Annotated in this window: 22 protein-coding genes; 15 read left to right on the top strand and 7 right to left on the bottom strand. The window is 72.8% G+C overall.

The features are described from left to right. Positions 1-98: 98 nt before the first annotated feature. Genes ABZ215_RS37765 through ABZ215_RS37775 form a run of 3 tightly spaced genes read right to left on the bottom strand, consistent with a single transcriptional unit; the run spans position 99 to position 2868 of the window. Complete coding sequence (locus ABZ215_RS37765; protein ID WP_354955328.1) at positions 99-1019, bottom strand: alpha/beta hydrolase; 921 nt, start codon at positions 1017-1019, stop codon at positions 99-101. 33 nt (positions 1020-1052) lie between these two features. Further along, positions 1053-2027, bottom strand: coding sequence for a helix-turn-helix domain-containing protein (locus tag ABZ215_RS37770; RefSeq protein WP_354955330.1), 975 nt, complete (start codon positions 2025-2027; stop codon positions 1053-1055). After that, entirely contained in the window at positions 2020-2868 is an 849-nt protein-coding gene (locus ABZ215_RS37775) for a mycofactocin-coupled SDR family oxidoreductase (protein ID WP_020417337.1), read from the bottom strand. Before ABZ215_RS37775 ends, ABZ215_RS37770 begins: the two co-directional genes overlap by 8 nt. A 117-nt stretch (positions 2869-2985) precedes the next feature. Here ABZ215_RS37775 and ABZ215_RS37780 point away from each other — a divergent pair, with 117 nt between their 5' ends. Next, positions 2986-4188, top strand: a complete 1203-nt coding sequence (locus tag ABZ215_RS37780; RefSeq protein ID WP_354955332.1) for a helix-turn-helix domain-containing protein — start codon at positions 2986-2988, stop codon at positions 4186-4188. Here ABZ215_RS37780 and ABZ215_RS37785 read toward each other — a convergent pair. Then, positions 4181-5125, bottom strand: a complete 945-nt coding sequence (locus ABZ215_RS37785) for an aldo/keto reductase (RefSeq protein ID WP_354955334.1) — start codon at positions 5123-5125, stop codon at positions 4181-4183. The two genes, ABZ215_RS37780 and ABZ215_RS37785, sit on opposite strands and share 8 nt — an antisense overlap. Positions 5126-5220: 95 nt before the next feature. Here ABZ215_RS37785 and ABZ215_RS37790 point away from each other — a divergent pair, with 95 nt between their 5' ends. Next, positions 5221-5784, top strand: a complete 564-nt coding sequence (locus ABZ215_RS37790; RefSeq protein ID WP_354955336.1) for a TetR/AcrR family transcriptional regulator — start codon at positions 5221-5223, stop codon at positions 5782-5784. Between the two features lie 138 nt (positions 5785-5922). On the opposite strand, the gene ABZ215_RS37795 is transcribed toward ABZ215_RS37790, so the two are convergent. Beyond that, positions 5923-6639, bottom strand: a complete 717-nt coding sequence (locus ABZ215_RS37795) for an SDR family oxidoreductase (protein ID WP_354955338.1) — start codon at positions 6637-6639, stop codon at positions 5923-5925. Between the two features lie 111 nt (positions 6640-6750). Here ABZ215_RS37795 and ABZ215_RS37800 point away from each other — a divergent pair, with 111 nt between their 5' ends. Genes ABZ215_RS37800 through ABZ215_RS37810 form a run of 3 tightly spaced genes read left to right on the top strand, consistent with a single transcriptional unit; the run spans position 6751 to position 9711 of the window. Then, complete coding sequence (locus ABZ215_RS37800) at positions 6751-7545, top strand: alpha/beta hydrolase (protein WP_354955340.1); 795 nt, start codon at positions 6751-6753, stop codon at positions 7543-7545. Between the two features lie 28 nt (positions 7546-7573). Continuing rightward, positions 7574-8926, top strand: coding sequence for an MFS transporter (locus ABZ215_RS37805; RefSeq protein ID WP_354955342.1), 1353 nt, complete (start codon positions 7574-7576; stop codon positions 8924-8926). After that, positions 8923-9711, top strand: a complete 789-nt coding sequence (locus tag ABZ215_RS37810; protein WP_354955344.1) for a class II aldolase/adducin family protein — start codon at positions 8923-8925, stop codon at positions 9709-9711. The genes ABZ215_RS37805 and ABZ215_RS37810 overlap by 4 nt, the downstream gene beginning before the upstream one ends. Before the next feature lie 49 nt (positions 9712-9760). Here the strand turns inward: ABZ215_RS37810 and ABZ215_RS37815 are convergent, their stop codons facing one another. Both ABZ215_RS37815 and ABZ215_RS37820 read right to left on the bottom strand, forming a co-directional pair. Then, complete coding sequence (locus ABZ215_RS37815) at positions 9761-10831, bottom strand: iron-containing alcohol dehydrogenase (protein WP_354955346.1); 1071 nt, start codon at positions 10829-10831, stop codon at positions 9761-9763. Positions 10832-10835: 4 nt separating this feature from the next. After that, positions 10836-11333, bottom strand: coding sequence for a MarR family winged helix-turn-helix transcriptional regulator (locus tag ABZ215_RS37820; RefSeq protein ID WP_157358488.1), 498 nt, complete (start codon positions 11331-11333; stop codon positions 10836-10838). Between the two features lie 225 nt (positions 11334-11558). Here ABZ215_RS37820 and ABZ215_RS37825 point away from each other — a divergent pair, with 225 nt between their 5' ends. The 10 genes from ABZ215_RS37825 to ABZ215_RS37870 all read left to right on the top strand — a co-directional run. Beyond that, positions 11559-13097, top strand: a complete 1539-nt coding sequence (locus tag ABZ215_RS37825) for a long-chain-fatty-acid--CoA ligase (protein ID WP_354955348.1) — start codon at positions 11559-11561, stop codon at positions 13095-13097. Beyond that, positions 13094-13882 (top strand): enoyl-CoA hydratase/isomerase family protein, encoded by a 789-nt coding sequence (locus tag ABZ215_RS37830; protein WP_354955350.1) that lies wholly within the window; start codon positions 13094-13096, stop codon positions 13880-13882. Before ABZ215_RS37825 ends, ABZ215_RS37830 begins: the two co-directional genes overlap by 4 nt. Then, positions 13879-14616 (top strand): SDR family NAD(P)-dependent oxidoreductase, encoded by a 738-nt coding sequence (locus tag ABZ215_RS37835; protein ID WP_354955352.1) that lies wholly within the window; start codon positions 13879-13881, stop codon positions 14614-14616. Before ABZ215_RS37830 ends, ABZ215_RS37835 begins: the two co-directional genes overlap by 4 nt. Positions 14617-14633: 17 nt before the next feature. Beyond that, the gene (locus ABZ215_RS37840) at positions 14634-15806 is read left to right on the top strand and encodes an acyl-CoA dehydrogenase family protein (protein ID WP_354955354.1); all 1173 of its coding nucleotides are present in this window, start codon (positions 14634-14636) and stop codon (positions 15804-15806) included. 7 nt (positions 15807-15813) lie between these two features. After that, complete coding sequence (locus tag ABZ215_RS37845) at positions 15814-16602, top strand: SDR family NAD(P)-dependent oxidoreductase (RefSeq protein WP_020417323.1); 789 nt, start codon at positions 15814-15816, stop codon at positions 16600-16602. Positions 16603-16658: 56 nt separating this feature from the next. Further along, positions 16659-16928 carry an OB-fold domain-containing protein gene (locus tag ABZ215_RS37850; protein ID WP_354713701.1) on the top strand — a complete coding sequence of 90 codons (270 nt, stop codon included), beginning with the start codon at positions 16659-16661 and terminating at the stop codon, positions 16926-16928. Beyond that, the gene (locus tag ABZ215_RS37855; RefSeq protein ID WP_354955356.1) at positions 16925-18067 is read left to right on the top strand and encodes a thiolase family protein; all 1143 of its coding nucleotides are present in this window, start codon (positions 16925-16927) and stop codon (positions 18065-18067) included. Before ABZ215_RS37850 ends, ABZ215_RS37855 begins: the two co-directional genes overlap by 4 nt. 12 nt (positions 18068-18079) lie before the next feature. Continuing rightward, positions 18080-19606, top strand: coding sequence for an AMP-binding protein (locus tag ABZ215_RS37860; RefSeq protein ID WP_354955358.1), 1527 nt, complete (start codon positions 18080-18082; stop codon positions 19604-19606). Then, positions 19603-20703 (top strand): CaiB/BaiF CoA-transferase family protein, encoded by a 1101-nt coding sequence (locus ABZ215_RS37865; protein ID WP_354955360.1) that lies wholly within the window; start codon positions 19603-19605, stop codon positions 20701-20703. The genes ABZ215_RS37860 and ABZ215_RS37865 overlap by 4 nt, the downstream gene beginning before the upstream one ends. Beyond that, the coding region (locus tag ABZ215_RS37870) for a 2-dehydropantoate 2-reductase N-terminal domain-containing protein (protein WP_354955362.1) at positions 20700-21393 on the top strand (694 nt) is incomplete at its 3' end. The genes ABZ215_RS37865 and ABZ215_RS37870, both read left to right, overlap by 4 nt.

Here is a 21393-nt window from a genome sequence, read left to right on the forward strand (position 1 = left end):
ATGCCAAACCAGCCCCCCACCCCGGTTGCGCCGGGGGGGGGCGCCGGGCTCTGGCCGGCCGGGGGCCCGGGGGGGGGGGGGGGGGGGCGCGCGGCCGGTCACACGCGCTTGGCCAGCAGGTGTTCGACGAACCAGTCCCGGGCCGGCGGCGCCGAGCACTCGAATCCGGGTCCGTGGTAGGCGTCGAAGTGGCCACCCGGGATCAGGACCAGCTTCTTCGGGTGCAGGGCCTCCTCGTAGACCTGCGTGGCCAGCTGCCCGTCGGCCAGCCGGTCCAGCGGTGCGACGATCATGAGCAGCGGCGTCGGCGCGATCAGCGGCGCCCAGCGGCCTGGCTCGTACCCGCGCAGGAACTCCATCGACAGCAGCGTGACCTCGTTGCGCCACTCCGGCGCCCGCTGCTCGGCGGTGGTCGTGCACCACTCGTAGGCGTCCGGGGTCGGCAGGGCGGCCGCACCGGCCGGATCGGTCGTCACCACCGGCAGCATCGACGGCTCCGCGCCGGCCAGCCGGGCCCGGCGCTCGGCCGCGAACACCGCGTCCATCTCGGCCCAGCGGTCGATCCGGATCAGTTCCTTGAACGCCATCGACCCCGACACCGGCGGAACCTGGCTCACCACGGCCTTCACCCGGCGGTCGATGCCGGCCACGACGAGGGCGTGCCCGCCGGCGTAGCTGGAACCCCACAGGCCGATCCGCTCGGCGTCCACCTCCGGCCGCGACTGCGCGTAGGTGATCGCGTGCTGCACGAACCGGACCTGCTGCCACGGGTCGATCTCCAGCCGCGGGCACCCCGGCACGGCGTCACTGGCGCCGAACCCGGGGTGGTCGTACACCAGGCACGCCAGCCCGGCCGCCTGGAACAGCTCGGCGTAGCTGTCCAGGTACATCTCCTTGACGCCGGAGAACCCGTGCTGCAGCACCACACACGGGGCCTCGCCGGTCGCTCCCTCCGCCGGGTAGAACCAGCCGCGCAGGGTCGTGCCCTGCGCGGTGAACTCGATGTCCTCACGTGCCACGAAATCCTCCTCGATCCACAGCGGCTTCGCCGATCAGCCTGACCCGGGTGCCGCCGTCAGCGCCTGCATCTGCCTGCCAGCCGGTGGCCCGTTCGTGCCGGCACCGGCCCGGTGGTCGCGTGGGGTGCACCCGTAGCGCGCGCGGAAGGCGCGCGTGAAGTGGCTGGCGTCGGCGAAACCCCAGCGCAGGGCGATGTCGGCGATCGGGTCCGCGCCGGTGGCGAGTTCCCGGCGCGCGCGGGCGAGGCGGCGGTCGCGGACGAACGCCGCCACCGTCGTCCCGGCTTCGGCGAAGACCCGGTACACGCTGCGCACCGACATGCCGTGCGCGGCCGCGATCGCCGCCGGGGTGACCTCGCCCGACGCCAGGTGCCGTTCGATCCATGCCTCCATCAACGCCAGCGGGGCGGGCGCCGAGTCGTGCTGGGCCGCCGCCGAGAACAGGTCCAGCGCCGCGGACCGGGCTGTGGCTAGTTCCGCAGGACCCAGCCGGTCCAGCGTGTGGGACAGGACGCCGAGGTAGCCGGTGAACAGCCGGACCGCGGGTGCCGACCCGTCGAGCACGACTGTCCGGAACAGACGGTGCCCGCCGGGCACGTCGGCGAGCGCGGCCAGCGGGACGATGAGGGTCTGCTTCCGCTGCGGCGCGTGCACTTCGAACCGGGCCGGGCGGTCGCTGCGCCACACCACCACGTCCCCCGGCCGGAGGTCGGCGGTGGTGTCGCCGAGCGCGACCGTTTCCCGCCCGCGCCGGACGACCATCACCCCCAGGTACGGGCGTCCGGTGCGGGCGGCGCGGCGCGGCCCCCGGCGGCCGCTGCACGGGTCGCAGGCTGTCTCCACGAGGACGACGTCGTCGATGCGCCGCCGCCGGATCGAGGCCCGGAACGACTCCGCCGGCCTGCCGAGCCGCACCGCCATGTCGACGTGCGTCTCGGCGACCAGCTCCTCGAACCGGGTCTCGCGTTCGGCGGCGGGCACCGCGGTCAGGTCGTGGACGTCAGCCATGCGGGATCTTGAACGGCTGGGTGGCGCCGGCGTCGAGCACCATGGTGGTGCCGGTGACGTGGCGGGACTCGTCGGAGGCCAGGTACAGGACGGCGTTGCTGATGTCGTCCACGTCGAGCCACGGAATCGGCAGCGCGTTGAGCGCCTTCATGCCGACGGCGGCCTGCTCCCGGGTCGCGCCGTCGATGCCGCCGAGGAACAGCTTCCAGGACGCCTCGTTCGCCACCATCGGGGTGTCCACAGTAGCCGGGTGGATGGAGTTGACGCGGATGTGGTGCGGCGCCAGCTCGATCGCGAGCACCCGCATCAGCCCGGTGACGCCGTGTTTGGCGGCGGTGTAGTGGGCCAGGTTGGGGAAGCCGATCAGGCCGGCGATCGAGCTGGTCAGGATGATCGAGCCGCCGCGGCCGCGCTCCACCATGGACGGTGCCGTGGCCCGGACCGTCGTCCACACGCCGGTGAGGTTGATGTCGAGGACGTCGTGCCACATCTGCTCGCTGAGGTCCAGTGCGGACCCGAAGCTCGCGATGCCGGCGTTGGCGCAGACGACGTCGATGCCGCCGAAGCGGGACAGCCCTTCCTCGACGACCCGTTGCAGGGCGGCGAGATCCCGGACGTCGGCCTGCCGCGCCAGCACCCGCCCGCCGAGTTCCTCGACGCGCTTGGCTGTTTCGGCCAGGTCCGCGTCGGTCGCCCCGTCGTAGGGCGTGGTGCCGACGCTCTCACACAGGTCGACGGCGATGATGTCCGCGCCTTCCCCGGCCAGGCGCAGCGCGTGCGCGCGTCCCTGGCCGCGGGCGGCTCCGGTGATGAAGGCGACTTTGCCTTCGGCTCGCTTCATGGGTGTCCTCCACGGATCGGGGTGACCGTCAGCGTGCCCGCGACGCCGCGCGGTGTCTTCGGTCAACCGGTCAACCGCGGGGCGCCCGGTTGACCATCTGGCGGATACGCTGAGGCCATGTCCGCGGCGACCGACGACGCGATCCGCGCGGCCACCAGGCATGTGGCGGCGGCGATGCTGCCCGACCTGACCGCGATCACCGACGGCACGGTCGCCCACATCGCGGCGGGCATGCCCGAGCTGGCCGAGCGCGACGCGCTGGACCTGGCCCGCGCGACCGCCTTCGCCAACAGCGAGGCGCTGCTGCACGCCCTCGTCCGCGGTGACCAGCCGACGGACGTGACCACCTCGCCCGAGGTGGTGCGCTCGACACGGTCGATGGTGCAGCACGGGCTCAGCCACGACGCGGTGATGCGCGGCTACCGGCTCGGCATCACCTACTGGTGCACCCGGTGGGGGCGGGCGGTCGAGGAGCACTGTCCCGACGTGGCGCTGGCGGTGCCGGTCGTCAACCAGGGCACGACGTTCCTGTTGTCCTGGCTGGAACTGGTCAGCGACCGGCTCAGCGCCGAGTACCGCGACGAGGCCGAGCGGCTGGCCAGGGAGGGTTCGCTGGAACGCGCGGAGTTCGTGCGCCACGTGCTCGCGGGGGAGACCGACGTCGCGGAGGTCCGGCTGCGGCTGGGGTACGACCTCACCGGCCGCCACGTCGCGCTGGTCCTGAAGAACCCGCGGGAGGGCAATCGCCAGCCGCTGGAATCGACCGCGCGGGCGCTGGCTGCCTCACTGACCGCCGCGCCGCCGCTGGTGGTGCGGGTGGATGTGGACACCACGTGGTGCTGGGTGCCGACGCGCGACGCCGCCCGGCTGCCGTCCGCGGGCGCGCCGGTGCTGGCCGGGCAGGGGTTGCCCGCGGCGGGGCCGGAGGGGTTCCGGCACAGCCACCGGCAGGCCCGCGAAGCGCTGCGGGTCGCGCAGCTCGCGGGCCGTCCGGCGGGCACCGTCACCCACTTCGCGGACGTCGAGGTGGCGGCGCTGTGCAGCACCGATCCCGGCGTCTGCCGCACGTTCGTGGCCGAGACGCTGGGGCCGCTGGCCGCCGGCACTGAGGACGCCCGCCGCCTGCGCGCCACGCTCGCGGTGTTCTTCGACGCCGGTGGCAACTTCCGGGCGGCGGGCGCGCGGCTCGGCGTGCACCACAACACCGTGCGCTACCGGGTGGACCAGGCGGCCGCCCTGCTCGGTCAGGCGCCCGGGGAGCACCGCCTGCGACTCGAACTGGCGCTCCACCTGGCCGACCAGCTTGGCCTGGTCAGCTGACCGCGTCGGATGCCGTGGTCAGCCGCTTGTGCTGCTCGGGGGACAGGTCCAGGGTGGCCGAGGCTAGCAGGGCGTCGAGCTGGCCGGCCGCGCTGACGCTGGCGATCGGCGCGACGACCGTGGGCTGGGCGCGCAGCCACGCCAGGGCCACGGTGGCCGGCGCGGCGTCCAATTCGGACGCGACCGCATCGAGTTCCCGCACCACGGCGAACCCGGCGTCGGTGAGGTAGTCGCCGATCAGCGCGCCACGGGCGGTTCCCGCCGCGTCCGCCGCCGAGCGGTACTTGCCGGTGAGAAAGCCCGAGGCCAGGCCGTAGTAGGGGACCACGCCGAGGTTGTTGCGCTCGACGACCGGCCGCAGGTCGCGCTCGAACGCGGTGCGGGTGAGCAGGTTGTAGTGCGGCTGGAGCGACACCGGCGGCGCGGCGCCCAGGTCCTCGGCGACGTCCACCCACTCCTGGACCCGTTCGGCCGAGTAGTTCGACAGCGCCACGTGGCGCACGAGACCGCGCTGGACGAGGCGGTCGAACGCGGCGACCGTCTCCTCCAGCGGGGTGGCCGGGTCGTCGACGTGGGCGTAGTAGACGTCGAGGTGGTCGGTGCGCAGCCGCTTCAGCGATCGTTCGGCGCCCGCGGTGATGTTGTCCGCGCTCAGGCCGGGGTGGGCGGGGTGGCCGGAGACCTTGGTCGCGATGATCACCCGCTCGCGGTCGGCGCCCGCGGCGAGCCACTCGCCGATCACGCTCTCCGCCTCGCCGCCGCTGTTGCCCGGCGCCCAGACCGAGTACACGTCCGCGGTGTCGATGAAGTTGCCGCCGCGGTCGGTGAAGGCGTCCAGGATGCGGTGCGACTCCGCGGTGCTCGCGGTCCACCGGAACGTGTTGGTTCCCAGGGCGAGCGGAAAGACGTCCAGGCCGGACGATCCCAGAACGGGCATGGTGTGCTCCTTGTAGGATGAACTAAACGGGGAACTCCCCGTTACTCCGACAGTAAGCGGGGAGTTCCCCGTTTCGCAACCTGCGAGGGGTGAGGGTGACCGCGAGCACACCGAAGCGGCGTGCCGACGCGCGCGAGAACCGGGACGCCATCCTGGCCGTGGCGCGGCTGGCCCTCGCCGAGTCCCCGGAGATCTCCCTGAACGCGGTCGCCAAGCGGGCCGGCGTCGGCAACGCGACGCTGTACCGGCATTTCCCGACGCGCGAGGCTCTCGTGCTGGCGGTGTACGGGCGCGACGTGGCGGAGATCCGCGACGTGGCGACGCGGCTGCTGGCCGAGCGGTTCCCGATGGAGGCACTGCGGGAGTGGATGCGGGAACTCGCCCGGTGCGTGCTGACGCGCCGCGGCCTCGGCGACGCCTTGCGCCTGGCGACGGGCCCGGACCGAGCCCAGCTGGCCGACACCTACCAGGCGATGAGCGACGCGCTGGCCGAACTGCTGGCGGCGAACGAGGCGGCCGGCACCGTGCGGCAGGGTCTCGATCCGGAGATCGTGCTGCTGGCGCTGGGCAGCCTGTGGCAGCTCGACCCGGACGGCGAGTGGGCGGCGCAGGCCGAGGGAATCATCGAGCTGCTGATCGCCGGGCTCGCCGCGCGATGATCGCTGCGGGGCGCGGCTTGGCGGGCGCGGTGCGCTGATCTCCCGGCGGTATCGCCCGCGACTGCGGTGGAATCGTGGATCGCCACCCGTGTATGCCCGGCGCCGCCCGGCGGGCCCGCCCGCAGCGCGCTCAGGAGGTCATGCGCACCGGCCTCCGTCGATCAGGTAGGTCTGGCCGGTGATGTAGGACGCGGCGCCTGAGAGCAGGAACGTCACCAGGTCGGCCACCTCCTCCGGCGTGCCGAGCCGGCCCAGCGGCGTCCGCGCCGCGGTTTCGGCCCGCATCTCCGGCGTCAGGTCGCCGGCCAGCGGGGTGTCGATCAAACCCGGCGCCACCGCGTTCACCCGGATCCCGTCGCCGGCGTACTCCAGCGCGGCCTGGCGCGTCAGCATGCTCACCGCGGCCTTCGAGGCGGTGTACGCGGCGAACCCCGGCCGCGCCCGGACCGCCCCCACCGACGCGGTGTTCACCACCGCGCCCCCGTCGGCGAGCATCAGCGGCAGCGCGGCCCGCAGCACCAGGAACGCGCCCCGCAGGTTGACCGCCACCACGCGGTCCCACTCGGCCGCCTCGTACTCGTGCACGCGGCGGGCCGGGGCGCCGCTGATGCCGGCGTTGTTGAACAGCACGTCGACCCGCCCGAACCGCTCCCGGCACAGCTCGAACAGTTGCCGGACGTCCCCCTCGTCGCTGACGTCGCACCGCGCGGGAACCCAGTCCGCGCCGGGGATCTCGCTCCGGTCCGCGGCCACCACCGTCGCGCCCTGGTCGTGCAGCCGGCGTGCCACCGCGGCGCCAAGTCCGCTCGCCGCGCCGGTCACCACGCCGATCCTGCCCTCGAACCCACCGCTCACGGGAAGCTCCATTCATCATAGATCAAATGATGTGATCCTTGACAATCTCAGGTGACACTTCCTACCGTTCAGCAGGTCGCTGGTCAACGTCGACCTGGCTGGAGGTCAGAGATGACGCGCTTCGCCCCCGTCGCCACGGGGCCCCGGATCGCCTACCGGGACACCGGGCAGGGGATCCCGCTCGTGCTCGGGCACGGGTTCATGCTGGATTCCGGCTTGTTCGACGAGGTGGCCGCGCCGCTGTCCAGTCGGTGCCGCGTAGTCACGTGGGACGCCCGCGGCCACGGACGCACCACCTACGACGGGGAGCCCTTCACGCTGTGGGACAGCGCCCGCGACCTTCTCGCCCTCCTCGACGCGCTCGGCATCGACCGGGCGGTCGTCGGCGGGCACAGCCAGGGCGGCTTCGTCGCCCTGTCGGCCGCCCTGCTGGCCCCCGACCGCGTCGCCGGCCTCGTGCTCATCGACACCACGCCCGCCGGCCAGGACGGCAGCGCCCTCGGTGAGCTGACCGCGTTCGCCGACGCCTGGCAGGCCGGCGGGCCCACTCCGGAGTTGTGCCAGGTCCTCGGCGCGATGGTCTTCGGCGACGGTGACGTCGGACCCTGGATCGAGAAGTGGATGAAGCAGCGCCCCGCGGAGTTCGCCACCCCGTTCCGCGCGGTGATGGAGCGAGACGACCTGTCGCCCCGGCTGCGCGAGATCACCGCACCGGCGCTGGTGGTGCACGGCGGCGCGGACTCGGCCATCACGGTGGCCGAGGCGCGGCAGTGGGCCGCGCTCCTGCCGCACGCGGATCCGGTCGCCGTGATCGACGGCGCACCGCACGCCAGCCCGGCCACCCATCCCCGGGAAGTCGCGGCCGCACTCGGCCGCTTCCTGTCCGAGCGCGTTCCCGCGTTCTGACCCCTGCTCTGCGAACGGAAGACAAACCATGACCGAGACCGGCTCGGCACCCGACCGCACGAAACTGTGGCGCAAGGTCGCCCTCCGCACGTTCCCCCTGCTCGGCGCCGCTTACGTGCTGGGCTACATCGACCGGGTCAACATCGGCTTCGTCGCCGCCCCGATGTCCCGCGACCTCGGCCTGACCAACGTCCAGATCGGACTGACCTCGACGCTGTTCTTCATCGGCTACATCATCGCGACGGTCCCGAGCAACCTGGCGCTGCGGCGCTTCGGCGCACCGACCTGGATCGGCTGCACCCTGCTGGCCTGGGGCACGGTCACCGCGGTGATGGCGGCCGTCGACTCGGCCGGGGCGCTGTACGTCCTGCGCGTCCTGCTCGGACTCGCCGAAGCCGGCCTGGCTCCCGGCGTCCTGCTCTACATCACCTACTGGTTCCCGGCGAAACAACGCGCCTGGGCCTACCCGGTGTTCGTGTCGGTGATCGCCGTGTCCGGCATCGTCGGCGCGCCGCTGTCCGCCGGGCTGCTCGAATGGGGGCAGCACCTGACGGGCATGGTCGGCTGGCGATCGGTCTTCCTCGTCGAGGGCGTGATCACGGTGGTCGTCGGGATCCTCCTGATGGCCCGCCTCGCCAAGAGCCCGGCCACGGCGAAGTGGCTGTCCACTTCGGAGCGCCAGTACATCCAGGAACAGCTGGACGACGAGGCGGCGCTCAAGCGGAACAGCGCGGTGCCTGCCCGCATCACCGACGCGCTCAAGAGCGGTCGCGTGTGGGCCCTGGCGTTCGCGTTCTTCGCGCTCACCTTCGGCATCTACGCGTTCAGCTACTTCCTGCCGCAGATGCTGCAGCTGCTCACCAACAAACGCGGCGCGTCCCCGACCGACGTCACCAGCGTGCTGCTGTCGGCCATCCCGTCCGCCTTCGCGTTGCTGGTCATGCTGGTGTGGCCGAAGGTGTTCGCCCGGCGCAGCGCCGTCTTCTCCACGACGCTCCCGTTGTGCGTGGGCACGGCCGGCGTGGTGCTCGCGGCGATGACCGACAACCGCGTCGCGTTCCTCGTCGGCACCTGCCTGAGCTTCGCCGGTATCTACACGTCGCTGTCGCAGTTCTGGCGCATCCCGGTGCTCGGCCTGACCGGCGCCGCAGCGGCGGCCGGGATCGCCGTGATCAACTCGTCGGGCAACCTGACCGGCATCGTCAGCCCCCTGCTGACCGGCAGCATCCAGCAGGCCACCGGCAGCTTCCGCTACGCACTGCTGCTCATCGCGCTCGTCATGGTGCTGGGTGTGGTGACCGTGCTGGCCGTCGGGCCCCGGATCGAGCGGATGAACACCGAATCCCCAGTGCAGTCGCAGGAGAGGAAGGAAACAGTATGAGCACGGCCCTGCCGACGTTCGACGACCCCGCCTACCGGGTCCCGGCGCCGCCCGTGGCGGCCTCACCGGAGGAGGAACGCCTCCGCCGCAAGCGCGAACTGGCCGCCACCTTCCGGCTGTTCGGGAAGTTCGGCTTCGGGGAAGGGGTGGGTGGTCACGTCACCGCCCGCGACCCGATCCACCCCACCTGCTTCTGGGTGAACCCGTTCGGCGTGCCGTTCGAGCACATCCGCGTGTCGGATCTGCTGCTGGTCGACGAGAACGGGCGCCTGGTGGAGGGTGCGGGGCTGGTGAACCTGGCCGGCTTCTACATCCACTCGCGCGTGCACGCCGCCCGGCCGGACGTGCAGGCGGTCGCCCACGCGCATTCCCTGCACGGCAGGACGTTCTCCGCGTTCGGCCGGCTGCTCGACCCGATCACCCAGGACTCGCTCGCGTTCTACGACGACCACAGCGTCTACGACGGGTTCGGCGGCCTGGTGTTCGACCCCGAGGAGGGCAACCGAATCGCCAAGGCCCTGGGCGACCACAAGGCCGTCATCCTGCAGAACCACGGCCTGCTCACCGTCGGGCGGACGGTGGCCGAGACCGCGTGGTGGTTCATCTCGATGGAGCGGTCCTGCCAGTCGCAGCTGCTCGCGATGGCCGCCGGTGACCCGATCCTCATCGACGAGGCGGAGGCGCGTCAGGTGTCGAGCGTGACCGGCACGCCCGGGTTCGGGTGGTTCAACTTCCAGCCGCTGCACCAGAAGATCCTCAAGCTGGAACCGGATCTCCTGGACTGACGGGGGAGGGGAGCGGGCCGGGTGCGTGCGCGCGCCCGGCCCGTTCGCGTCACCAGGTCCGCGGTAGCTCGCCGGTCCAGGCGCGGTCGAGGATGCGCAGCAGATCCTCCCGGCCGCCGATCGGACGGGGGTTGCCGGGTACGCCGGATTCCAGGAGCGCGTCCGCGACCAGGGGCAGCTGCCCGCGATCCACCCCGGCCGCGCACAGGCCCCGCGGCACGCCGAGCCGGTCGAGCACCGCGGTGACGCCGTCGAGCGCGGCCGGGGCGCGCAGCGCCTCGGCGATCAGCGCGTGCCGGTCCGGCACCGCCGGGGCGGTGTAGCTCATCACCGTCCGGCACACCACCCCGTGGGCCACGGCGTGCGGAACTCCGAGGACCGGGGCGAGCACGTGCACGATGGCGTGCGCGGCGGCCATCCGGACGCGGGGGAGGGCGGCGAGCACCGCCGCGGACTGGAACGCGCTCAACGCCCCGTGCCGATCGTCCAGCCGGTCCACCCCGTCGCGAATCAGCGCCAGCGAACGCAGGTAGAACGCGTCCGACAGCGGCGAGCGGCCCGTGCCGACCAGACCCTCGACGCAATGCGCCAGCGCGTTGGCGACGGAGACGCGCGTGAGCCGCGACGGCAACGCCGCCGGCACCCGCGGATCGAGCACGACGACGTCCGGCACGATCCGCTCGTCGCCGATCCCGACCTTGCGGCCCTCGTCGGTCACCCCGGCGCGCGAGGTGACCTCCGCGCCGCCGAACATCGCCGGGATCGCGACCGACCGGCGGCGCGTGGTGCCGAGATCGAGCCACACGGCCGCCTTGACGGTGTCGATCACGCTGGACCCGCCGAGCGCGACGTAGCCGCCCGCCCCGGTCGCGACCGCGAGGTCCCGCAGCGTCCGCACGTCGGCCATCGGCGAATGAGGCGCGACCGTGGCGTGCACGACGTGGTCCCCGGCCCGCTCCCGCGCCATCGCGAACACCGGGCTGCGCGCCATGGACGGGCTGGTCACCAGCACGACCCGGGCCAGGTCCAGTTCGGACAGCAGGCCGGGCAGCGAGTCCAGCGCGGACGGACCCGAGACGATCCGCCCGGGCGCGGGCGGCGACCAGTCGTAGGCGTCCACGGCGCTATCCGGCGTGGTGCTCGACGACGCGGCGGAGGAGGTCGGCCAGCGTGCGGCGCTCGGCCGGCGACAGCCCGCTCGTCCACTCCCGTTCGCGGTCGTGGTGGCTGCCGAAGGTCTCCAGCACCGTCTCCAGGCCGCGCTTGGTCAGCTCCACCGTCACGATGCGGCGGTCGGTGGAGTCCCGGCGCCGTTCGACGAGCTCGGCGTCCTCCAACGTGTTGAGCACGCTGGACACGCTCGACCTGGTGACGGCGGCGAGCTGGGCGAGCTGCCGCGGCTCGCTCTCGCCCACGACCCACAACGCGAACAACACGCGGAAGCCCGCGTAGCTCACGCCGCGCGCCCGGTAGACGTTCTGCTCCAGGTCCGCGACGAGCTTGTTCGCCGCGCGCACGAGGTTGAACGTCACGGCGAGCACGTCGAGGTCGACCTCGACGCCGGAGCGCTCGGCGCGCTCGACCATGAGCTCCTCGTACTCCTTGGCGTGGATGTGGTTCACGGACACCCCTGTCGTCGCTCGGGCGCACTGGTCGAGATCTGACCATCAGCACCCACTTCATCCGAGTCCACGCCATCGTACGGGATCGAGCAAATCGAGATCATCAGAATTGAGATGATTTGATCCTTGACGAGTTTGGGGTCGATGGGGGACCGTAGAGGAGTCCGGGCCGCAGCCCGGGCGCCGACCACGTGCAACGGTGCCGGGAAGGAAGTGAATGCTGGCGTGCGCACACTGACCGATGTCACGCGCCGGGGAGCGAGGCGGTTCGCGGACCGGACGGCGGTGTCGACGGGCGGGTCCGCCCTCACCTACGCCGAACTCGACCGCGACGCCGACCGGCTGTCGGCGGCGTTGCGGGAACTGGGCGTCCGGCGCGGCGACCGCGTCGCGATCCTGGCGGAGAACTGCGTCGAACTCGTCGTGGTGGCCTTCGCCGCGATGAAGGCGGGCGCCTGGTTCGTCCCGCTCAACTTCCGGTACGGCCCGGAGGAGCTGTCCTACGTCCTGGCCGACACCACGCCCCGCGTGGTCGCGGCGGGACCGGGTTACGCGGGTGCCCTAGACGCCGCGCTGCCGGCCGAGCGTCCGGCGCTCGTCGTGGTCGACGACGGCGAGGCGGTGACCGGGCGGCTGTCCTATCGCGACCTCCTGGCGGCGCACACCGGCGCCGCACCGGAGGACCTCAGCGAACCGGGCGACATCGCCACGGTCCTCTACACCAGCGGCACCACGGGTTTTCCCAAGGGCGTGCTCGCCACGCACGACGCGACCGTGCGGCTGCTGCCGGTCTACGCGATCGAAGGCGGCCTGGGCGCCGGTGACGTCATGCTGATCTCGATGCCGTTGTTCCACGGCGGCGGGCTGGTGATCCAGCTCCTGCCGGCGCTCGCGCTGGGCGCCACGGTCGTGCTCACCGGCCGCGGGTTCTCCGCCGACGGCGTGCTGGAACTCGTCGAGCGCGAGCGGGTGACCGTGACGCTGTGGTCGCCGACGATGCTCGCGATGATCCTGCGTGACGCCGACGTGACGGCCCACGATACCGGTTCGCTCACCAAGATCTGGTACGGCTCCTCGTCGATCGCCACGACGACCCTGGAGCGGGCGCGAGAAGCCTTCCCGCAGGCGGGGTTCTACCAGTGGTACGGCACCACCGAGGCCACCACGATCGCGGTGCTCCGCCCCGAGGACCACCGGGATCGCGCCGACCAGACCGGCCGCGAGGTCTACGGGGTCGACGCCCGCATCGTCGATCCGTCGGGCGCCGAAGTGGCGGTGGGGGAGACCGGTGAGGTCGTCGTCAGCGCGGCAGGGACCTGCATGGTCGGCTACCACCACCAGCCCGAGGCGACCGCCGAGGCGATCCGCGACGGGTGGCTGCACACCGGCGACCTCGCCGTGCGCGGCACGGATGGGTACTTCACCATCGTCGACCGCATCAGCGACGTGATCATCTCCGGTGGGGAGAACATCTACCCGCGCGAGGTGGAGGAAGCGCTGCACAGCCACCCCGCGGTCGCCGAGGCGTCGGTGTTCGGCGTGCCCGACGAGGTGTACGGCGAGTGCGTGGCCGCGGCCGTCGTCCTGGTCCCGGGAGCGGAGGCGACGGCCGAGGACCTGGGCGTGCACGTCGCGGAACGGATCGCCCGCTACAAGCGGCCGACGCGGTGGCACCTGGTGGACCAGTTGCCGCGCAACGCCTCCGGCAAGGTGCTCAAACGCGCCCTCCGGGACCAGCTCGGCGCGCGGGCCGAGGCGGTGTGACCGTGCCGGACTTCGAGACCCTCCTCGTCGCCGATCGCGACCAGGTCCGCTGGATCACGCTGAACCGGCCGGAGCGGCGCAACGCGATCTCCCCGTTGATGCTCGACGAACTGGAAGCCGTCCTGGAGGACACGGCCGAGGACAGCGAAGTCCGGGCGCTGGTGGTCACCGGAGCCGGGAGCGCCTTCTGCGCCGGCGCCGACCTCACCGTCGACCCGGACGACCCGGACGCGCTGCCCGACGTCGACCTCGCCCGCAGTGACGCGGTGTTCGGCCTGCTGGAACGCCAGCCGCAGCCGGTGATCGCCGCGGTCAACGGCACGGCCGCGGCGGGCGGGCTGGAACTGCTGCTCTGCTGCGACATCGTGCTCGCCGCCGCGAGCGCGCGCATCGGCGACCTGCACGCCAACGCCGGGCTCTTGCCCGGCGCGGGCGGGACCTACCGCCTTCCCAGGCGGGTCGGCCGCAATCCCGCGCTGTGGCTGCTGTTCACCGGCGACACGGCACCGGTCGAGGACTTCCAGCGCTGGGGCCTGGTCCACCGCGTCGTGCCGGGGGAGGAGCTGCTCGCCGAGGCCGGGCGGCTGGCAACCGGGCTGACCCGGAAGAGCCCGCTCGGCCTGCGGCGCATGAAGGAACTGGTCCGCGACGGGCTCGAGCAGGACCGGCGGACCGGACTGGCGCACGCGCTGGAGGTCGCCCAGGCGCACCAGAAGTCGGCCGACTACGCCGAAGGGGTGCGGGCCTTCGCGGCCCACCGCGCGCCGAGGTTCACCGGGCGATGACGAACCTCGACGGCAAGGTCGCCCTGGTCACCGGCGCCTCCTCCGGACTGGGCGCGCACACCGCCCGCATCCTCGCCGAGCACGGCGCCACCGTGATCGGCGCGGCACGCCGCGCCGACCGCGTGCCCCGGCACGGCGACCGGATCGTGCCACTGGAACTGGACATCACCGACCGTGTCGCGGTGCGCGAGGCGATTCCACGGATCGCCGAGACGACCGGCTGGCCGGACGTCGTGGTGAACAACGCCGGGAGCGGCGCCGTCAAGCCCGCCCTGGAACACACCGACGCCGACTGGGACCACGCGCTGGCGGTCAACCTGACCGGGGCCTGGACGGTGTCCATTGTGGTCACCGAGGGGCTGCGGCGCCTCGGGCGGCCGGGGAGCATCGTCAACGTCGCCTCCGCGGCCGGGCTGAATCCGGTGGCAGACACCGCGGCCTACGGCACGAGCAAGGCGGCGTTGATCCACCTGACCCGGCAGCTCGCCCTGGAATGGGCGCCGCTGCGGATCCGGGTCAACGCGATCTGCCCCGGCCACTTCCCGACCGAGATCAACGCGGAGTTCCTCGCCGACGAGCGCTTCCGGGACCGGATCACCCGGCGGATCCCGCTCGGCAGGCTGGGCCGGCTCAACGACCTCACCGGGCTGGTGCTGCTGCTGGCCTCCGACGCCTCGGCCTACCTCACCGGGGCCGTCATCCCGCTCGACGGCGGACAGAGTTTGCGTTCCTGACAACGACAAGGACGGACATGGACGACACCGACCACCAGAAACTACGCCAGGCCATCGCGCGGGCGATGACCGATCTGATCCCGCCGATGGAGGACCGGATCGAGGACACCGACTGGATCCCGAAGGACGTCCTCGTGCCCGCGCTGCGCGAGGTGAACGCGTTCGGGCTGCTGCTGCCCGAGCGGTACGGCGGATCCGGCCTCACCGTGTCGCAGTACCTGCCGATCCTCGCCGACCTCTCCCGCATCCACGGCGGCCTGCGCGGGTTCGTGCACGCGCACAACTCCTCGGCGCACGTCTTCGAGATGCTCGCCGGCGAGGAGCAGAAGGACGCGCTGCTGCCGCTCGTGGCCACCGGGCACGCGTCCTTCGGCATGGGCATCACCGAACCCGACCACGGCACCGGCGCCGACATCGGCACCCGCTGCCTGCGCGACGGCGAGAACTACCGGATCGACGGGCAGAAGTGGCTGACCACCAACTCGGACTGGGTGAGCCACTTCATCGTCTTCGCCAAGACCGACCCCGCCGCCGGGGCCCGCGGGGTGAGCGCCGTGCTCGTCGAGCGAAACCGGCCGGGCCTGACGATCGCGCCGCTGCCCGGCACCCTGGGCACCCGCGGGCTGCAGCACGGCCACCTCACCTTCGACGACGTGGTCGTGCCGGTGACCAACCGGCTCGGCGAGGAGGGCCAGGGACTCGGCCTGATCGAGCACGGCATGGAGGTCAGCCGCGTCTTCGTCGCCGCTTCGTCCCTGGGCACCGCCGAAGAGGCCCTCGCACTCAGCGTGGCCCGCGCCAACGAGCGGGTCACGTTCGGCAAGCCCATCGGCACCCGGCAGGCCGTCCAGCGCTACCTCGCCGAGATGGCCACCGACGTCTACGCCCTGCGCGCGATGCTGCAGGACGCCGCGGCCAAGCTCGACGCCGGGCTGCGCATCCCCATCGAGGCCTCGGCCTGCAAGCTGTTCGGCTCCGAAGCCGTCTGCCGCGTCACCGACCGGGCCCTGCTCGTGTTCGGCGGGATCGGGTTCACCCGCAAGTACCCGATCGAACGCATGCTGCGCGACGCGCGCGCGAACGTCGTCGAGGAAGGCCCGCCGACCATCCAGCAGTTCGTGATCGCCCGCAACCTCCTGGACGGCGCCACCCTGCGCGGTCCGTCCATCTTCGAACCCACGCACCTGTGAGGCACTGATGAACCAGAACGTGTTGTCCATGCGGGGCCGGGTCGCCCTGGTGACCGGCGCAGGCCAGGGCGTCGGCCGGGCCGTCGCCCTGCACTTCGCCGCCCACGACGCCCGCGCCGTGGTGATCAACGACTTCTACGAAGACCGCGCCGAGAAGGTCGCCGAAGAGGTCCGCGGCCAGGGTGTGGAGGCCCTCCCGCTGGCGTTCGACGTCACCGACTACGCCCAGGTCGCCGACGCGTTCGCCCGCGTGCAGAAGGAGTACGGCGAACTGCACGCGCTCGTCAACAACGCCGGCAACGCCGGACCCGCCGGCCGGGCGGGCTTCTCCGACTTCTGGTCCGAGGAACCGGCGGACTGGGACCGCTGGCTGGGCACCAACCTCTACGGCGTGCTCAACTGCGTACGGCACGGGGTGCCGCTGATGCGCGAGCACGGCACCGGGCGCGTGGTGACCGTGATCTCCGACGCGGGACGCCAGGGCGAGCCGGGGCTGGAGGTGTACTCGGCCGCCAAAGCCGGGGCGGCCGGGTTCACCCGGGCCGTCGCGCGCAGCACCGGCCGGTTCGGCATCACCGCGAACGCCGTGTCGATCGGCGCCACCCGCACACCCTTCGTCGAGGACATCCTCAACGACGAGGCGGCGGCCAAGGCGCAGCTCAAGCGGTACGTCATCCGCCGGTTCGGCGAGCCGGAGGACATCGCGAACATGATCCTGTTCCTCAGCTCCAACGCGAGCTCGTGGGTGACCGGGCAGACGATCCCGGTCAACGGCGGCTACTCGGTGACGTTGTGAGAGCGCCCGGCCTGCCCGCCCGCCGCTGTGCGCGTTGTGAAGCGGCATTCCCGTCGGTGGAGAGCTCCGGCCGCTGCCCGTTCTGCGGCAACACCTGGCTCTCCGACACCACGCTGTCGTCCACCGGGACGGTCGTGACCAGCACCGTGGTCCGCGTCGCGCCACCCGGCACCGAGGTGCCGTACACGTTGGCGTACGCCGACTTCGCGCCGGGCGCGCGGCTGTTCGCGCGGGTGCGCGGTGCCGCGCCGATCGGCGCAACGGTCCGGCTGGTGCCCGCGCCGGAACCCGACCACTACGTCTTCGAGCCGGAGGAAAAGCCATGACGAACAGGCGTGTCGCCGTGATCGGCACCGGTCTGGTGCCCTTCGGCAAGCACGAGGACACCGGCCTCGAGGAACTGGGCATCACGGCGGCCGAGGCCGCGCTCGCCGAGGCCGGGTGCGAACCCGGCCGGATCGGTGCGGTCTTCTCGTCGAACGTCCTCGGCGGTGGTGGCGCCGGGCAGCGCATCCTGGCCGGTGTGGGCGTGTTCGGCGTGCCCGTGGTCAACGTCGAGAACGCCTGCGCGAGCGGGACGACCGCCGTGCACCTGGCCCGCCTGGCGATCGAGTCCGGCCGGCACGACGTGGTCCTGGTGGTCGGCGCGGAGAAGATGACCGGGAAGTTCCAGGGCGGGATCACTCTGGACCGGACCGACCGGCCCACCCTGCTGGGCCTGACCATGCCCGCTATCTACGCGCTCAACGCCCAGCGCTACGCCCACGACACCGGCGCCGCTCTCGACGACTTCGCCGAGGTGAGCGTGAAGAACCGCGCTGCGGGGGCGCGCAACCCGCACGCGATGTTCCGGCAACCCGTCACGCGAGAGGACGTGCTGGGTTCCCGTCCCGTCGCCGATCCGCTGACTCTGCTGCAATGCTGCGCGAACGCCGACGGCGCGGCGGCGCTGGTGCTGGCCGCCGAGCACGTGGTGGAGTCCCGGCACGATCCGGTGTGGCTGCTCGGTTCCGGGCTCGCCTCGGGGACTGCGACGGGCCCGAAGACGGAGTTCGGCACCTCGCGTCCGTCGGCGCTGGCCGCCGGGCAGGCGTACGCGGCGGCCGGGATCACCGCGGCCGACATCGATTTCGCCGAGGTGCACGACGCCTTCACCATCGGCGAGATCACTTCGGTGGAGGCGCTCGGGCTGGCGAGCCAGGGCAAGGCGCTGGCCGCGGTGGTGGCCGGTGAGTTCAGCCCCGGCGGCCGCGTGCCGGTCAACGCCAGCGGCGGGCTGCTCGCCAAGGGACATCCGGTCGGCGCGACCGGGGTCGGCCAGGTCGTCGAGCTGACCACCCAGCTGCGCGGCGGCGCGGGGGAGCGGCAGGTTGGTGGCGCCCGGATCGGCCTGTCCCACACGGTCGGCGGCGGGGTGGCGACGCTCGACGCGATCGCCAGCGGCGTCGTGATCGCCGGTGTGTGAACGGGGCCCGCGATGACTGTCACGCCGACCCTCGCCGGTCTGCTCGGCCGCGCTCACGACCGATATGCCGAGCTGACCGCCCTGCGCGAGGGAACCACCGCCCTGACCTACGGCGAGCTGGGCTCGCTCGTGCGCCGCGCGATCGCCGGGCTGGCCGAGCGCGGACTGCGGCCCGGTGACCGGGTGGTCACGATCGCCGCGAACTCCCTCGCGTACGCGGTCCTCGACCAGGCCTGCTTCCTCGGCGGGTTCGTCCGGGTCGGCGTCAACCGCCGGCTGAACCCCCACGAACTCCCGTCGATCCTGGCCACCGCGAAGCCCGCGCTGCTGTGCGCCGACGCGGAGTGGGCCGCCCGGCTCGACGCCGAGCCGTCCGTGCGGGGCGATCTGCCGGTGCTCGACCTGGACCGGGATTTCGCCGCGCTGACCGACCGGGCGGACCCGGGGCCCGCTCCGCTGCCGCCGCCGGACGCCCCGGCGGCCCTGCTGTTCACCTCCGGCACGACCGGGGAGCCGAAGGCGGTGGTCGCCACCCAGCGCGCGATGGCGTCGATGGTCCGCAACGTGCTGGTCGCCTTCCCGGTCCAGCCCGGCGACCAGGTGCTGCAGGCCATTCCGCTGAGCCACGCCGCCGGGCACCTCGTGCCTGCCTTCGCCAGCCACGGCGCGGACCAGGAGGTGCTGCCCGCCTTCGTGGTCGACGAGGTGCTGCGGCGGATCGTGCGGGACCGGGTGTCGGTGGTCTCCGCGGTGCCCACCGTCGTGGGGCCGCTGGCCCGCGCGGCGCTGGCGGGCGGGCACGACGTGTCGGCGCTGTCGGCGATCGTGTACGGCGGGTCGCCCATCGGGCGGGCCGACCTCGCGACCGCGGTCGAGGCGTTTCCGCACGCGCTGTACCAGGTCTACGCGCAAAGCGAGAGCCTGCTGCCGGTCACCGTGCTCACCCCCGCCGACCACCGCGCCGCCGTCGGATCCAGCCCGGAACTGGCCGGCTCGGCGGGGCGTGCGGTGCCCTTCCTGGACCTGCGCATCGCCGACGCCGAGGGGAAACCGTGCCCCGCCGGTGAACCCGGCGAGGTGCAGCTGCGGGGTGACACGGTGATGACCGAGTACTTCGACAACCCGGCGGCGACAGCGAAGGCGCTGGAACCCGACGGCTGGCTGCACACCGGCGACGTCGGCTATCTGGACGCCTCCGGCCACCTCCACCTGGTCGACCGCCTCAACGACGTGATCATCACCGGCGGGTTCAACGTGATGCCGTCCGAAGTGGAGCGCGTGCTCGCCGCAATGCCCGGCGTGCGGGACGCCGCGGTGTTCGGCGCGCCGGACCCGCGGTGGGGCGAAACCATTTGCGCCGCGCTCGCGGTGGACGGTCCCGCACCGGCGCTGGAGGAGGTGCAGGAGTTCTGCCGTGCGCGGCTGGCCCGGTTCAAGGTTCCGCGGCGGCTGGTCGTGCTGGACGCGCTGCCCTACAACGCGACGGGCAAGCTCGACCGGCGCGGCCTGCGGGCCCGCTGCCGCGAGGTGCCGGCGTGACCGCGGGCCCGCTCGACGGGGTGCGGGTGGTCAACCTCAGCGAAACCGTGCCCGGCCCGCTCGCGGCGCTGCTGCTGGCCGATCTGGGCGCTGAAGTGATCACTGTCGAGCGCCCGCCGCCCGGGGACCCGGCCCGGCGGTTCCCCGCGGTGTTCGCCGCGCTGTCGCGCAACCAGCGTGCGGTGTCGCTCGACGTGGCCGATCCACGCGGGCTCGGGCTCTTCGCACGCCTGGCCGAGCGCGCCGACGTGATCCTGGTGGGCCAGCGGCCCGCGACCGCACGCAAGCTCGGCGTCCACCCGGACCAGCTGCGCGCCCGTTTCCCGGACGCCTCCGTGGTGAGCGTGTCCTCGTTCGGGCTGACCGGTCCCGGCGCGTCCCGGCCCGGCCACGACCTGGTCTTCCAGGCCATCGCCGGACTGCTCGACGGGCCGCCGGGGGCGGTGCCGGTGGTCGACATGGTGTCCGGGTTCCTCACCGCGATCGCCGCCCTCGCCGCGATCGCGGGGCACAACCGGGACGGGCGGGCGCGCACGGTCGAGACCGCGATGTTCGACGGCGCACTGGCCCTGAACACCTTCGCGCTGACCCGCGAGCTCGCCGGGCTGCCCGCGGACGCCACCCCGGTCGCGCCCGCGGGGTACGGGGTCTACCGGCTCGGCGACGGGGCGCGGGTGTGCCTCGCGGTCTCCTACGAAGCACACCACTGGCGTGCGCTGTGCGAAGCCCTCGACCTGCCGGATCTGGCGGACTTGCCGTTCGAGGAACGCGTGGCGCGCCGCGACGAGATCGACGGGACGCTCGCCGGCAGGATGCGGGAGTGGCCCGCCGAGGATGTCCGCAAGGCCCTCGCCACGGCGGGCGTTCCGGCGGAACCGGTGCTCGAGCCCGTGGAAGTCGTGCGCACCGCAGAATTCGCCGGGCACATCATCGACGGGCGTCACCTCGCCGCGCCGTTCCGCATCGACGGGCGGCGCGCGGGCGCGGCGCGGGGCGTGCCGAGGATCGGCCGGGACACCGCGGCGGTGTTCGCCGAGCTGGGACTCGGCCCGGCCGAGCTCGCCCGGCTCGCGGCGGAGGGAGTGGTCGTCCTATGACGTCCGTGACCGTCGTCGGCGCGGGCGGCATCGGCACCGTGCTGGCCGCGGCGTTCGCCGACGCCGGGCACGACGTGGTCGTCTGCGCCCGATCCACGCCGGGGCCGCTGATCCTGGAGCGCGACGGGACGTCGACCAATCTCGACGTGCGGGTGCTGACCGAACCGGCCGGACTGTCGCGTGTGGACTGGGTGCTGTTGTGCACGAAGGCCCACGACACACCGGCGGCAGCCGCGTGGCTAATGCGGTCCTGCGGGGCGGGCACGACGGTGGTGGTGTGCCAGAACGGGATTGGCCATGCCGACCGGGTCGCCGGCCTGACCGGGCCCGCGCGGGTGCTGCCCGCCCTGGTCTACATCGCGGCCGAACGGGTGGCGCCCGGACGGGTGCGCCACCACCGCGGCGCGCGGCTCGTCGTGCCGGAGGGGGACGCCGCCGCCCGGCTGGCCGGGCTCGCCCCTGGCCTCGACGTCACCGCCGAGGCCGACTTCCGGACCGCGTCATGGCGCAAGCTGCTGACCAACGTGGCCGCCAACGCGGTGACGGCGCTGACCTCGCGACGGATGGACGTGCTCGCCGAGCCGGAGATCCGGGACGCCGAGCATCGGGATCGGGCACTCGCGGAACTGTCCGGGCGGGTCATCGAGGTCGGCGCGGGTAACGGCCTGAACTTCGCGCACTATCCCGACA

This window comes from Amycolatopsis sp. NPDC006131, from assembly GCF_040614175.1.
Classification (GTDB): domain Bacteria; phylum Actinomycetota; class Actinomycetes; order Mycobacteriales; family Pseudonocardiaceae; genus Amycolatopsis_E; species Amycolatopsis_E tucumanensis.